12 protein-coding genes are annotated in these 14,503 nt (G+C 64.2%); all 12 read left to right on the top strand.

Features of this window, described 5'->3' with window-relative positions; translation table 11 throughout:
- Nucleotides 1–36 precede the first annotated feature (36 nt).
- The 12 genes from GCM43_RS05685 (at nucleotide 37) to GCM43_RS05630 (ending at nucleotide 14,455) form a co-directional block, all read left to right on the top strand.
- Nucleotides 37–546: a sigma-70 family RNA polymerase sigma factor gene (locus GCM43_RS05685; RefSeq protein ID WP_152242570.1), complete on the top strand. Its 510-nt coding sequence runs from the start codon at nucleotides 37–39 to the stop codon at nucleotides 544–546.
- A gap of 4 nt (nucleotides 547–550) precedes the next feature.
- A complete protein-coding gene (locus tag GCM43_RS05680) occupies nucleotides 551–1,558 on the top strand; it encodes a FecR domain-containing protein (RefSeq protein ID WP_226929337.1) in 1,008 nt (335 codons plus the stop codon).
- 150 nt (nucleotides 1,559–1,708) lie between these two features.
- Entirely contained in the window at nucleotides 1,709–1,987 is a 279-nt protein-coding gene (locus GCM43_RS05675; protein ID WP_152242569.1) for a DUF3649 domain-containing protein, read from the top strand.
- Nucleotides 1,984–3,696, top strand: a complete 1,713-nt coding sequence (locus tag GCM43_RS05670) for a PepSY-associated TM helix domain-containing protein (RefSeq protein WP_226929336.1) — start codon at nucleotides 1,984–1,986, stop codon at nucleotides 3,694–3,696. Before GCM43_RS05675 ends, GCM43_RS05670 begins: the two co-directional genes overlap by 4 nt.
- The gene (locus GCM43_RS05665; RefSeq protein WP_152242568.1) at nucleotides 3,693–4,034 is read left to right on the top strand and encodes a DUF3325 domain-containing protein; all 342 of its coding nucleotides are present in this window, start codon (nucleotides 3,693–3,695) and stop codon (nucleotides 4,032–4,034) included. The genes GCM43_RS05670 and GCM43_RS05665 overlap by 4 nt, the downstream gene beginning before the upstream one ends.
- Before the next feature lie 72 nt (nucleotides 4,035–4,106).
- Nucleotides 4,107–5,300: an efflux RND transporter periplasmic adaptor subunit gene (locus tag GCM43_RS05660; RefSeq protein WP_152242567.1), complete on the top strand. Its 1,194-nt coding sequence runs from the start codon at nucleotides 4,107–4,109 to the stop codon at nucleotides 5,298–5,300.
- Complete coding sequence (locus tag GCM43_RS05655) at nucleotides 5,297–7,261, top strand: MacB family efflux pump subunit (protein WP_152242566.1); 1,965 nt, start codon at nucleotides 5,297–5,299, stop codon at nucleotides 7,259–7,261. Before GCM43_RS05660 ends, GCM43_RS05655 begins: the two co-directional genes overlap by 4 nt.
- 151 nt (nucleotides 7,262–7,412) lie before the next feature.
- Nucleotides 7,413–8,396: an ABC transporter substrate-binding protein gene (locus GCM43_RS05650; RefSeq protein WP_152242565.1), complete on the top strand. Its 984-nt coding sequence runs from the start codon at nucleotides 7,413–7,415 to the stop codon at nucleotides 8,394–8,396.
- A 207-nt stretch (nucleotides 8,397–8,603) separates the two neighbouring features.
- Complete coding sequence (locus GCM43_RS05645; protein ID WP_152242564.1) at nucleotides 8,604–9,407, top strand: cytochrome C assembly family protein; 804 nt, start codon at nucleotides 8,604–8,606, stop codon at nucleotides 9,405–9,407.
- Nucleotides 9,404–9,661: a PP0621 family protein gene (locus GCM43_RS05640; RefSeq protein ID WP_152242563.1), complete on the top strand. Its 258-nt coding sequence runs from the start codon at nucleotides 9,404–9,406 to the stop codon at nucleotides 9,659–9,661. The genes GCM43_RS05645 and GCM43_RS05640 overlap by 4 nt, the downstream gene beginning before the upstream one ends.
- 162 nt (nucleotides 9,662–9,823) lie before the next feature.
- Nucleotides 9,824–10,867: a sigma-54 interaction domain-containing protein gene (locus tag GCM43_RS05635; RefSeq protein ID WP_152242562.1), complete on the top strand. Its 1,044-nt coding sequence runs from the start codon at nucleotides 9,824–9,826 to the stop codon at nucleotides 10,865–10,867.
- 639 nt (nucleotides 10,868–11,506) lie between these two features.
- Nucleotides 11,507–14,455 carry a ribonucleoside-diphosphate reductase subunit alpha gene (locus tag GCM43_RS05630; protein ID WP_152242561.1) on the top strand — a complete coding sequence of 983 codons (2,949 nt, stop codon included), beginning with the start codon at nucleotides 11,507–11,509 and terminating at the stop codon, nucleotides 14,453–14,455.
- The last annotated feature ends 48 nt before the right edge of the window (nucleotides 14,456–14,503 follow it).

The raw sequence follows: 14,503 nt of genomic DNA, 5'->3' as shown, positions 1-14,503 counted from the left end.
TGAGAATAATTCTTATTTACGATACCAAAAGACGCCATGCCGGCTGCCGACCTTGCCCAACACCAGCAGTTGCAGTCCCTGTACGCCAGTCATCACGGCTGGCTGGCGGGCTGGTTGCGCCATAAGCTGGGCAATGCCAGTGAGGCGGCCGATCTGGCGCAAGATACCTTTATCAGTGTGCTGACGGGCGGCCATGCGCCGCAAATCCGCGAAGCGCGCCCTTTTCTCGCCACCATTGCGCGTCGCCTGGTGGCGCACCGCTACCGCCGCCAGCAGCTGGAAGACGCTTATCTGGCGGCGCTGGCCTGCCTGCCGGCAGAGCTTGCGCCCGCGCCGGAGGAGCGCCTGCTGGCAATCGAGGCGCTGCAGGAAATCGATGCGGCGCTGGCAGGCCTGCCGGCGCCGGTACGCACGGCTTTCCTGCTGGCGCAGCTCGAGGGCCTCAGCTATGCCGAGATTGCCGAACGGCTGCAGGTTTCCAGCAGTTCGGTCAAGCAGTACCTGACGCGCGCCAACCGCCACGTCTTTTTTGCGTTGCCGGCCTAGCGCCATGAGCACCATGCGAGCGCCGCCGGTGGCGGTCAGTGTAGCGGTAGCGCAGCAGGCGGCCGACTGGCTGACGGTGCTGATGTCGGACGAGGCCAGCGAGGCGCAGCGCGCTGACTGGCTGCGCTGGCGCGCCGCCGACGCCGAACACGAGCGCGCCTGGCAGCATATCGAGGCGATGTCGCGCCGCTTTGGCGGCCTGCATGGCGGCGCCGCCACGCAGGCGCTCAAGCAGCTTGATCGATCTGACAAGCCGGCCGGCGGCCGCCGGCGCCAGTTGCTGCTGTGGCTTGGCGTGACCGGCGGCGCCGGCCTGCTTGCCGCGCATGCCGGTCTCACGCCGTGGGACGGCGCGCGCGCCGTGCTGGCTGACTACCGCACCGCTACCGGCGAACGGCGCGAGCTGGCCTTGTCGGACGGCAGCCGGGTCAGTCTCAATACCGCGTCGGCCGTCAATGTGCGCTTTGACGGCGGCCAGCGCCTGCTCGAACTGCTGGCCGGTGAAATCATGGTCAGCAGCGGCCATGGCGCCGGCAGCAGCGCGCCCTTGCTGGTGGCCACGCATCAAGGTGTGGTGCGGGCGCTGGGCACGCGCTTTGCCGTGCGCCAGCAGGACGGCAGCAGCGTGGTGTCGGTCTTTGAAAGCGCGGTCGAGATCCGTCCGCAGCAGGGCGAAGGGGGCGTGCTGTACCTGGCGGCCGGCCACAGTGCGACGTTTTCGCGTCGCAGCCACGGCGCACCGCAGCGGCTTGGCGGCCATGCCGACGCCTGGGCGCGCGGCCAGCTGATTGTCGACGATGTGACGCTGGGCCAATTCCTGGCCGAACTGGCGCGCTACCGCCCCGGCGTGATCGACTGCATGCCGGCGGTGGCGCACTTGCGCCTGTCGGGCGTGTTTCCGCTGGCCGATACCGACCGTATCTTGCACATGCTGCCCAATTCGCTGCCAGTGCAGGTGCGCAGCCGCACGCGCTGGTGGGTCACGGTGGAACCGGCCGCCGAGCCGGGCTGAAAATATTTTTGCAGTTGGCCTGCCCGTTTTGCGTTCTCGCGGCACCTGTAGGGAGAGGGTCGTGTTAACCACAATAAAAGGCGAGGGATACACAATGCAGTGCTTGAATAACGCATGGCGCATGACGGCGCAGCAGGGAGCAGGGCGCCCATGAAATCGGCAAAGATGATGTTATTGTCGCGCGTGCTGGCGGCCATTTTCGGCGGCTACGCGCTGACCTCCGGCGTGGCCGTGCTGCTGTCGTCGGTGCTGCCGCTGTCGCGCGGCGAGGCGGTGCAAACGGCCGTCATGACTGCGTTTGTTACCTATACCTGCGCCGCGATCTGGGTGTTTTCGGTGCACGATGTGCGCCGCGCCTGGCTCGGCATGCTGCTGCCCGCCATCTTGTGCGGCGGTTTGGGAATGCTGCTGGCGCGGGGTGGCGCATGAGCACCGGCGTTGAAAAAGCCGTCAAGTCGCCGCAGGCCGGCGGCTTGCGCCAGGCCATGGCGTGGCTGCATACCTGGAGCGGCCTGTGGATATCATGGCTGCTGTTTGCCATTTTCCTGACCGGCACGCTGGCCGTTTTCGACGATCCGATCGGTCACTGGATGCAGCCCGAGCATGCGCTCGAAGAAGCAGCGCACGCCAGCGAGGCGCCGTTGCCCAAGGTCGAGGACCGCGGCCGGCGCATCGAGCTGGCGCTGGCTTATATGGCAAAAGAGCATCCCAAAGCCGACATGTGGGAAATCTGGCCCGTGCAGCGACCCGAGCAGGGCTTGTCGGCCTACTGGTTCCAGCCCGGCGGCGGCTACGGTTCGGCCGATCTTGATCCGGACACCGGCGCCGAGATCAAACACGTGCCCAAGGCTACCCAGCGCCAGACCGTGGGCGGTCACCATTTTGTCGATTTCCACTACCAGCTGCATGCGGCGCGCATCGGCGAATGGATCGTCGGCATTACCACCATGATCATGCTGGTGGCGCTGGTCAGCGGCGTGATTACCCACAAGCGCATTTTCAAGGACTTTTTTACCTTCCGGCCGGCCAAGGGCCAGCGCTCCTGGCTCGATGCGCACAATGCGGTGGCGGTACTGAGCCTGCCATTCCAGTTCATGATCGCTTACACCGGCCTGGTGTTTTTCAGCGACGACTACGTGCCTGCGCCGGTGGCGGTGCAGTACGCCGGTGCGCCCAATATCAAGAAAGCCTTCCTCGACGAGTGGAACGACCTGGGTAAACCGGCTGCCAGCGGGCGCGCCATGGCCGTGCCAGCGCTGGAGCCGTACGCGCTGCGCGCCGAGCAGGCCATCGGCCAGGAAATCCGTGCGGTGGTGCTCGACCATCCGGGCGACGAAGCCATGCGCGTGTGCATGTATGGCTGGAACGAGGACGCCGAACTCAAACAGCGCATCAGCGCCACCACCGGCATGGCCTGCTATGCGCTGGCCAGCGGCGAGCAGATCAACGTGCGCCTGCCGGGCCAGGCCGACGCCGGCGGTGCGGCGCTGACGCGCATGGTGATGTCGAACCTGCATATGGCCGGCTTCGGCGGCATGCCGATGCGCTGGCTGTATTTCCTGTGCGGCCTGGCCGGCACGGCCATGATGGGCACCGGCGCCATCCTGTTCATGGTCAAGCGTCGCCAGCGCGCCGGCGGTGAGTTCGGTCGCATCACGCCGCAGGTGTACCGCCTGATCGCCTGCCTGAACGTGGCCGCCATTGCCGGCCTGGCCGTGGCCTGTATCGGCTTTTTGTGGGCCAACCGCCTGATCCCGGTCGGCATCGGGCATCGGCCGGACTGGGAAGTGCGGGCCTTTTTCGGCGTCTGGTTCCTGATGCTGGCCCATGCCTGCCTGCGCGCGGAAAAACGCGCCTGGGTCGAGCAACTGGCGCTGTTTGCCGCCCTGTGCCTGCTGCTGCCGGTATTGAACGTGCTTAGCACCGGCGACAGCATGGTCGCGCAGATCGCGCGCGGCGACTGGGAAAGCGCCGGCGTCGAACTGACCGCCATCGTGTTTGGCCTGCTGGGCGCCTGGGGCGCCTGGCGCACTTGGCGCACACCCACACGCCAGGACAAACCGGCCAGAAAAGCCACCCCTGAAAATACCACGGCAGCCGCAGCGACCCTGCACGCCACCGCCAAAGGACAATCATGATCCCGACCATTTTATGCGCGCTGGGCCTGTCGTATGCGGGCATGGCCAGCCTGTCGCTGGCGATGGACCGCCATCACGGCCAGGTGTGGGGGCGCGACGCCGCGCCCCGTATGCGCCGGGCGCTGCAGCTGGCAGGCAGCGTCCTGCTGGCTCTGGCCGTCTGGCCCTGCGTGGCCGGCTGGAGCGCCAGCGTGGGCGTGGTGGCCTGGATCGGTTTCGTGTCATGTGGTGCGCTGCTGGTGGCTCTGCTGCTGCCGTATGCGCCCCGTTTGATGTTTCGTAGTTCCCTGCTGGCAGCCGTCGCCGCGCTGGCAGGGCTTGTGACCTTGCTGCGGTGAGTCCACCGCACTTTACCAGGATAGACTGATGCACTTATCACGTTTGGCGACAGCTTCAAAGGCGGCTTTCTGATGGCGGCCCGCCTGCCTTCTCCTTCCCGCCGCGCGCGCATTATCGGCGGCGCGGTGCTGCTGGCGCTGCTGGGCGCCAGCGCCGTCTGGGTCACGCGCGGCCCGAAAACCGTCTTTGAGACCGCCGCAGTCAAGCGCGGCAATATCGAGGCCAGCGTAACGGCCATCGGCACGCTGCAGCCGCATACCTATGTTGACGTGGGCGCGCAGGTATCGGGCCAGATCACGCGTTTGCATGTGCAGCCCGGCAGCGCGGTGGAAAAAGGCCAGTTGCTGGCCGAGATCGACCCCAGCGTGCAGCAGGCCACCGTGGACGCCGGCCGCGCCGCACTGGCGGGCCTGCGCGCGCAACTGGCCGACCAGCAGGCGCAGCACAAGCTGGCCGGCCAGCAGCATGTGCGCCAGCAACAGATGGCCAAGTTCGATTCGACCCCGCTGGCCGAACTGGAAACGGCCGAAGCCACGCTGGCCTCGGCCGCCGCCAGGATCAATCACCTGAAAGCGCAGATCGACCAGACCCAGGCCACCCTGAAGGCCGACGAGGCGCGTCTGGGCTATACCCGCATTTATGCGCCGATGGCCGGCAGCGTGGTGGGCGTGGAAGCGAAGGAAGGTCAGACGCTCAACGCCACCTACCAGACGCCGAACATTTTGCGCATAGCCGACCTGTCTGCCATGACGGTATGGACCGAAGTGTCGGAAGCCGATGTGCGCCGCGTGCGCCCGGACATGGCCGTCTATTTCACCACCCTCGGTGGCGACCAGCGCCGCTGGAGCGGCAAGGTGCGCCAGGTGCTGCCGGCGCCACCGGTACCGGGCGGCACCAGTGCAGGTACGGCGCTGGCGCCGTCGACCAGCAAGGTGATTCTGTATACGGTGCTGTTCGACGTCGACAACGCCGATGGCGAACTGATGCCGCAGATGACGGCGCAGGTGGTGTTCGTCACTGCAGCGGCCAGCAATGTGCTGGCCGTGCCACTGCCGGCACTGGCGCCGTCGCAGGCCGAAGGCGCAAAAGCCGGCCAGTTTACCGCGCGCGTACTGGGCGCCGACGGCAAGGTCGATACGCGCGAGGTGATGGTGGGCGTACGCAACCGCCTGAGTGCCGAGGTGCTGCAGGGCTTGCGCGAAGGCGAACTGCTGGTGACCGGCGAGCAGCCGGCCGGCAGTGGCCCGAGCAGGTTCCAGCTATGAGCGCGGCTGACACGGCTGCGCCATTGATCGAACTTGCGGGATTGCGCAAGCGCTATGGCGGCCACGATGGCGCGCCGGCGGTCGAAGTGCTGCGCGGCGTGAGTCTGGCCATCGGCGCCGGCGAGTTTGTCGCCATCGTTGGCGCGTCCGGTTCCGGCAAGTCGACCCTGATGCACTTGCTGGGCTGCCTGGATCGTCCCAGCGAGGGCAGCTACCGTTTTGCCGGCCATGACGTATCAGGCTTGAGCGCCGATGAACTGGCCTGGCTGCGCCGCGAGGCGTTCGGCTTCGTATTCCAGGGCTACCATCTGATCGCCACCGAATCGGCGCGCGAGAACGTGGAAGTGCCGGCGCTGTATGCCGGCATGCCGGCGGCCGAGCGCCACGCGCGCTCGTCGGCGCTGCTGGCGCGCCTGGGGCTGGGCGAGCGGCTTGATTACCGGCCCGGCCAGTTGTCGGGTGGGCAGCAGCAGCGCGTGTCGATTGCACGCGCGCTGATGAATGGCGGGCGCATTATCCTGGCCGACGAGCCGACCGGTGCGCTCGACAGCAGCAGCGGCGCCGAGGTGATGGCGCTGCTCGGCGAGCTGGCCGACGCCGGCCACACCATTATCCTCATTACCCACGACCGCAAGGTGGCGGCGCAGGCGCGGCGCGTGATCGAGATCCGCGACGGCCAGATTATCGAGGACTCGGGCGCGGCCAGTGGGCCGCCCGCGGCTGCCTTGCCGCCGCTCGACATGGCCGGCGCTGCGCATGACACCGGCGCTTCCTTGGGCACCGAACTGCTCGATGCGGCGCGCGCGGCCTGGCGCGTAATGTGGATCAACCGCTTTCGCACCGGCCTGACGCTGCTGGGCATTGTGATCGGTGTCGCCTCGGTGATCGTGATGCTGGCCATCGGCCTCGGTACGCGCCAGCAGGTGATGGCGCAGCTGGGGGCGTTCGGCTCGAACCTCTTATATATGTCGTCGCGCGGCGAGAGCTCGCGCATACCGGGACGCAGCATTACCTTGGGCGACCTGGAGGCGCTCAAGGACGTGCCGGGCGTGTCGCATGTGTTGCCCAATGTGACCGGCAACAAGGTGATCCGCCATGGCAACCTCGATGTGCAGACCTATGTGCGCGGCACCGGCGCGGCGCTGCCGCAGATCCAGACCTGGCCGGTGGGCAAGGGTGGCTTTTTTACCGAGCAGGATGACCGCGAGATGGCCACCGTGGCCGTGCTGGGCGCGCGCCTGGCCGACAAGCTGATGCCCGACGTGGCCAATCCGGTTGGCCAGACCATTTTGATCGGCAATGTGCCGTTCCAGGTGATCGGCGTGATGAGCGCCAAGGGCGCGCTGACGGGCGAGAAGGACGAGGACGACGTGCTGCTGCTGCCGTTTTCCACCGCCGGCATCCGCGTGTTCGGCCAGCGCGAGCCGACCTACACGGTGCTGGCGGCCAGCGACGTCAAGCGCGTGACCGAGGTCGAGGCGGCGGTGGACGCCGTGCTGTTCGAGCGACACCGCATCCGCGACTACGGCATCAGCAATGCGGCCGCCTCGATTGCAGCCGAAGCGAAAACGCAGGACAACATGACCATGATGCTGAGCCTGATCGCCGCCGTCTCGCTGGTCGTTGGCGGCATCGGCGTAATGAACGTGATGCTGATGACGGTGCGCGAGCGCACGCGCGAGATCGGCATCCGCATGGCCACCGGCGCGCGCCGGCGCGATATCCTGCGCCAGTTCCTGACCGAGGCGGTGCTGGTGTCAGTCGTGGGCGGCGTGGCCGGCATCGTGGTTGGCGTCAGCTTTGCCGGTTTGCTGCTGGTGTGGGATGTGCCGGTGATTTTTTCACTGAGCGCCATCGGCGGCGCCTTTGCCTGCGCCGTCATCACGGGGCTGGTTTTCGGCTTTATGCCGGCGCGCAAGGCGTCAGGACTCGATCCGGTGGTGGCGCTGGCGGGGCAGTGATGGCGCTGCGCGGCAGCGCCGATTTGGCGCGACGCGCTTCGGGCCTGAAAATAGTTGTTGCTTCTGAATACACTCGCGGTAATATTGCCTGATAAATACAATATTTCCTGCCTGCAGGCCAGGCCCCGCCAACGTGAATCAGGAGACGCAGATGCACCAGGTCCTTTCGTTGAAGTCTTTGATTGCCGCCGCCGTGATCAGCAGTACCGGCCTGGGCGCTGCCCAGGCCCAGGAAGTGGTCCGGCTCGGCAATCTGAAGTTTGCCCACTACGGCGCAGTCTCGTATATCAAGGAGATTGCACCCAAGTGCGGCATCAAGGTCGAAGAGCATGTGTTTGCCAAGGGCCTGGACGTGATGCAGGCGATTATTGCCGGCGAACTTGACGTCGGGGCCACGGCCTCCGAGGCGGCCATTTCCGGGCGGGCCGGCGGTGCGCCGATTTATGTGGTGGCCGGCTTTGCCAGGGGCGGCGCGCGGCTGGTGGCGGGGGCAGGGCAGAACGTTGCCAGCGTAAAAGATCTCAAGGGCAAGCGCGTCGGCGTCACGCGCGGCGGCATCCAGGAAGTATTGCTGCTGGCTGAATTGTCGCAGGCGGGCCTGACGTATTCGGAAACCAAGGGCAAGGATGTGCAGCTGGTGTTTCTGGCGTATGCCGACCTGAACCAGGCGCTGATGGGCAAGAATATCGACGCCATGATGCAATCCGAGCCGCAATCGTCGCAGGCCATCAACAAGGGCTTTGGCACCGAAGTGATCAAACCCTACGACACGCCGATCGGCGAGCCGGTGCGCACCATGGTGATGACGGAAAAATTCTACAAGGAGCGCCGTCCGGTGGCCGAGAAATTCATGCGCTGCTTTGTCGAGGCCACCAAGACCTTTATCGACAGCAAGCCAACGGCGGAAAAATATGTGCGCGAGGTGGTGTTTCGCAACCAGATCACCAAGGATGACTTTGACGATGCCATCAGCAATTCGCCATATTCCTACGACATTACGCCCGAACATATCCAGATCACCACCGATGTGATGGTGAAAACCGGCGTCGGGCGCATGAGCAAGCCGCCGGTAGCGAAGGACTGGGTCAAGACCGATCTGCTGGAACAGGCCAAGAAAAGCCTGAACGTCAAATAACAGGCTGAAGCGCTGGCGGGACAGCCCCTTGCCTGTCCCGCCATGATCTTGCCTGCCGCACTGTAAAGTTTGCTGAAATCTTCCGCTGCCGCCACCGCTACGCACGCAAGCGCGTTATCATGGCGGGCTGGCGCTGACGCCCGGCCTCATCGCGTCGTCCCGCCTCCGCGCGAATCGCGCTTGCCGGCTATGGTGTAAACTTAAAACATGCAGACATATTTCTTCCTGGTTGCTGCGCTGTCCTATGCAGTGTGCGCCGTTCTTCCTGCCAAACAAGACAAGCTGATTGCCGGCCTGACCGGCGTGGCGTGGCTGTCGCATGCCGCCACGCTGTGGCTGGACCTGATGGCGCCCGGCACCTTGCGCTTCGGCTTTTCCGCCATGCTGTCGGCCGCCTTGTGGGTGTCGGTCGGCGCTTACTGGATTGAAAACCGCAATTTCAGCCTCGATGGCCTGCGCCGCATGGTCATGCCGTGCGCGGTGCTGGCGATCGGCCTGGCCTGGGCGTTTCCTGGCAACCAGGTGATACTGGAAGGCAAGTCTGCCGTATTTGGCTGGCATATCACGGTAGCGGTGCTGGCCTACAGCACGCTGACGATCGCCGCCTTTCACGCCGTGCTGATGGCGCTGCAGGAGTCGCGCCTGCATACGCGCAGCGAAAGCCGTGGTTTCCTGGCCAGCGCGCTCGACCAGTTGCCGGCGCTGCTGACGATGGAAAAGCTGCTGTTTCGCATGATCGGCCTGGGCTTTGTGTTGCTGAGCCTGACGGTACTGTCCGGCATCGTGTTTTCTGAGAAATTGTTGGGCAAGGTACTGACCTGGGATCACAAGTCGGTGTTTACCATGCTGTCCTGGCTGCTGTTTGCGGTGTTGCTGGCCGGACGTCATTGGCGCGGCTGGCGCGGCAAGACGGCGCTGACCTTTACGCTGGCCGGCTTTGCCACCTTGCTGCTGGGCTATGTCGGCAGCCGTTTTGTACTTGAGGTTGTATTACACCGAGGATTTGCATGACACGTGTTTTATTCTGGCTGGCGCTGGTGTTTCTGGTGGTGTTTGCCATCCGCAGCAAGCTGCGCGGCATGCAGCAGCGCGCCCGCGCCCAGCAACAGGCACAACAGCCTCAGGCGCGCGCCAGCCGCGTGCAGGAATTGCCTGACGCCGAGCTGATGCTGTGCTGCGCCCATTGCGGCGTCTACTACCCCGCCTCTGAAAACGTGGCGGCCAAGGGCCACGATTACTGCAGCCACGCACACGCTACGCTGTAACGCGCGCCAGCCCGGCCGGCCCGGCCCGTCAGGCTCGGCCCGCCATTGCTCATCCGTATTGTAAATCGCGTGCTGCCTGCTGGGCGTAGCATGGATGTTTGCGTCGTCCGATTGTCTCGATCATGAGATTTTCGTTACTGCATTTTTTGCAGGAGGCCAAGCATGTCCCGTCCGCGCTCATTGGCTGCCTCATCAGCTACCGCTTTGGCTCCGCCACGATTGATCGGCCATTCGCCCGCCATGCAGGGCTTGCGCGCGCAAGTGGCGCGCCTTGCGCACAGCAGCGCGCCGGTGGCCATCTGCGGCGAGTCGGGTAGCGGCAAGGAGCTGGTTGCGCGGGCCATTCATGCACAAGGCAAGCGCAGCAGCGCGCCGTTTATTGCCGTCAATTGCGGAGCGATTCCCGATGCGCTGGTGGAAGCCGAATTTTTCGGCTGCCGCGCCGGCGCCTATACCGGCGCACAGCAGGAGCGCGCCGGCCTGTTTCAGGCGGCCGATGGCGGCAGCCTGCTGCTCGATGAGGTCGATGAATTGCCGCTGGCCATGCAGGTCAAGCTGCTGCGCGTGCTGCAGGAGCGGCGCGTGCGCAAACTTGGCGGCACCGCTGACGAGGCGGTCGAGGTGCGTATTCTGTGCGCCAGCCAGCAGGGGCTGGCACGCGGCGTGGCGGCCGGCACGTTTCGCCAGGATCTGTATTACCGCCTCAATGTCATCGAACTCCATGTGCCGCCGCTGCGCGAGCGGCCAGGCGACTTGCCCGCTCTGTGCGAGGCCATACTGGCGCGCTTGTCGCCGCAGCGCCAGGTCATGCCGGCCGCCGTGCTGGCCGCGCTGGGACGCCATGGTTTTCCCGGCAATGTGCGCGAGCTGGAAAACCTGCTGGAACGCGCGCTGGCGTTTGCCGAAGACGGCCTGCTGACGGTGGCCGGGCTGGGCCTGCCGGCCAGTCCGGCCAGCGCCGCGATTGTGCCCTTGCGACCGGCGCCAGGGCAGGAGCGGCAACTGAGCCTGCCCGGCATGGCGCAGCTCCCGGCACCGGCCTTGCCTCTGGAGCAAGTGCTGCGCCAGACCGAGCGCGACATGATCGTGCAGGCGCTGCTCGATAGCCGCTACCAGCGCGCCCGGGCAGCGCAGTTGCTGGGTATCAGTGTGCGCCAGTTGCGCTACAAAATGCACAAGCTGCAGATACAGGACATGCCCTCCTGAAGCGCCGGCAACGCCCTGCGGCAGTGTCAGGCCTGGCTTGGCCGGGCCGATGCCGATGCGCCAGGTAGATTATAATGCCGCTCCGTTGGCCATTTGATGGCCAGGCCGGAATGCTGCCAGCGCCATGGCGCGGCGATTTTACAGAGATTTTACCCCAAGCAATATTGCTTTTGATTTGGCTCAAGCTACTGCGTTAGTGCTTACTATGCGGATGCCGGGCCTGTGATCGACACTGTAAAAAGTCAATCGAATTCACATATGAAAAGGCAAAAATATTCGCTGAACCAATGCCAGCATGCTATTGCGCCTGTCTGCGAGGGGTACTACAATTAGTGCAGAAATTCGGTACAGGGACTATATCTAGTAGCATCAGCAGCACCATCACAGAAGTATTCAGAATGATTCTCTAAAGCTAACCTGCTTGCTGAAACAGCAATTTGGAACTGGCGGTTTATTACCTTTTTAGATAGCGTTGCACGCCAGCCAGACGGCAGGGCGGGCTGCTTTCGTTCTGTTTCATGTGATGTCGAAAAGACTTTTTTATAACATTGATCTGAAGAAGCCCACTAGCGGGCGTTCCTTTCAACCAACACCGGCAGCAAAACTGCAGGCTGACTTTAGCTGAGAACGGGAGCTTTAATGCAATCACCACAAGATATTTCCAACCATCCAACGCCAGTACCGCCAGCGCCAGGCGCGGCGCATAGCGTGGCCGGCACCAGCGCTGCCATGGGCGACTATCGCATCATCCGCCGCAACGGCGCGGTGGTGGCATTTGAGCCGTCGAAGATCGCCATCGCCATGACCAAGGCTTTCCTGGCTGTCAACGGCGGCCAGGGCGCCGCTTCGGCGCGCATCCGCGAGCTGGTCGAGCAGCTGACGCAAGGTGTGGTGGCCGCACTGGTGCGCCGCCAGCCGGGCGGCGGCACCTTCCATATCGAAGATGTGCAGGATCAGGTGGAATTGTCGTTGATGCGTTCGGGTGAACATGATGTGGCGCGCGCCTACGTGCTGTACCGCGCCAAGCATATGGAAGAGCGCCGCCTGCAGAAGGAAGCGCAAGGCGCCTCGGCCCAGGTGGCCGCACCGCAACTGCACGTGCTCGACAACGGCGTACGCCGCCTGCTCGACATGCAGGAAGTGCGCGACCTGATCAACGCCGCCTGCGCCGGCCTGGAAAAGCACGTCGATGCCGACGCCATCCTGGCTGAAACGGTCAAGAACCTGTACGACGGCGTGCCGGTCGAAGAGCTGCACAAGTCGGCCATCCTGGCAGCGCGCGCGCTGATGGAAAAAGATCCGGCCTACTCGCAAGTGACGGCCCGCATCCTGCTGCACACGGTGCGCAAGGAAGTGTTCGGCAAGGACGTGCCGCAAGCGGCCGCCGCTACCGAATACCTGACCTATTTCCCGGCCTATATCGCCAAGGGCATCACTGCCGAACTGCTGGATCCGAAACTGGCCGAGTTCGACCTGGCGCGCCTGGCCAAGGCCATCGTTGCCGACCGCGACCTGCAATTTGGCTATATCGGCCTGCAAACCCTGTACGACCGCTACTTCCTGCACGTGCGCGATGTGCGCATTGAAATGCCGCAGGCTTTCTACATGCGCGTGGCGATGGGCCTGTCGCTGAACGAGGCGGACCGCGAAGGCCGCGCCATCGAGTTCTACAATTTGCTGTCCTCGTTCGACTTCATGAGCTCGACGCCGACCCTGTTCAACTCGGGCACGCTGCGCTCGCAACTGTCGTCGTGCTACCTGAGCACCGTGTCCGACGATCTGGAAGGCATCTACGACGCCATCAAGGACAATGCGCTGCTGGCCAAGTTTGCCGGCGGTCTCGGTAACGACTGGACGCCAGTGCGCGCCCTGGGCGCCCATATCAAGGGCACCAACGGCAAGTCGCAAGGCGTGGTACCGTTCCTGAAAGTGGTCAACGACACGGCCGTGGCCGTGAATCAGGGCGGCAAGCGCAAGGGCGCCGTCTGCGCCTACCTGGAAACCTGGCACATGGACATCGAGGAATTCCTCGACCTGCGCAAGAACACCGGCGACGACCGCCGCCGCACCCACGACATGAACACGGCCAACTGGATTCCCGACCTGTTCATGAAGCGCGTGATGGAAAAAGGCGACTGGACGCTGTTCTCGCCATCGGACACGACCGACCTGCACGACAAGGTCGGCAAGGCCTTCGAGCAGGCTTATGTCGGCTACGAAGCCAAGGCTGCCGCCGGCGAAATCCGCGTCTTCAAGAAGATCGCGGCGCTGGACCTGTGGCGCAAGATGCTGTCGATGCTGTTTGAAACCGGCCATCCATGGATCACTTTCAAGGATCCGTGCAACATCCGCAGCCCACAGTCGCATGTGGGCGTGGTTCACAGCTCGAACCTGTGCACCGAGATTACCCTGAACACCAGCGCAGATGAAATCGCCGTCTGCAACCTCGGTTCCGTGAACCTGCCGGCGCACATGAAGGAAGGCAAGCTCGATCACGCCAAGCTGTCGAAAACCGTCCGCACAGCCATGCGCATGCTCGACAACGTGATCGACATTAACTACTACGCCGTGCAAAAGGCGCGCAATTCGAACATGCGTCACCGCCCGGTCGGCATGGGCATCATGGGCTTCCAGGACTGCCTGCACATGATGCGCGTGCCGTTCGCTTCGAACGAAGCGGTGTCGTTTGCCGATACCTCGATGGAAGCGGTGTGCTACTACGCCTACCTGGCGTCGACCGAACTGGCCGAAGAGCGCGGCCGCTATGAGTCGTACGCCGGCTCGCTGTGGGACCGCGGCATCCTGCCGCAGGACTCGGTCAAGCTGTTGGCCGAAGAACGCGGCGGCTACCTGGAAGTCGATTCCTCGTCGGCCATGGATTGGACGCCAGTGCGCGAGCGCATCGCCAAGTTCGGCATGCGTAACTCGAACTGCGTGGCCATTGCACCGACGGCGACGATTTCAAACATTATCGGCGTGTCGGCCTGTATCGAGCCGACGTTCCAGAACCTGTACGTGAAGTCGAACCTGTCGGGCGAATTCACCGAGATCAATGCCTACCTGGTGCGTGACCTGAAGGCGCGCGACCTGTGGGATGAAGTGATGATCTCGGACCTGAAATACTTCGACGGCTCGCTGGTGAAGATCGACCGCATTCCGCAAGACCTGCGCGATATCTACGCCACCGCTTTTGAAGTGCCGGCCAGCTGGCTGGTGGAAGCAGCGTCGCGTCGTCAGAAGTGGATCGACCAGGCACAGTCGCTGAACATCTACATGGCTGGCGCGTCGGGCAAGAAGCTCGACGAGACCTACAAGCTGGCATGGCTGCGCGGCCTGAAAACCACGTATTACCTGCGCACCATCGCCGCCACCCACATGGAGAAATCGACCTCGCGTACCGGCGCCCTGAACGCCGTGGCAGTTGACGGCGGCATGTCGGCCAGCGCGCAAGTGGCGGCAGCAGCCGTGGTGGCAGCGGCGCCGGCGGTCGCGCCAGTGGTAGCTGCGGCAGCCGATGATGCCGATGGCGAAGCGTGCTACCTGCGTCCCGGCGACGACGGTTTCGAAGAGTGCGAAGCCTGTCAGTAAGCCAGTAATTCAGTTGCCAGCCCGGCCAGACGCCGGGCTGGCCTCAAT

This window comes from Janthinobacterium aquaticum (assembly GCF_009208565.1).
In the GTDB taxonomy this organism is placed as follows: Bacteria; Pseudomonadota; Gammaproteobacteria; order Burkholderiales; family Burkholderiaceae_D; genus Janthinobacterium.
The sequence above is the reverse complement of the archived record's forward strand: the minus strand, read 5'-3'. Positions and strand labels throughout refer to the sequence as shown.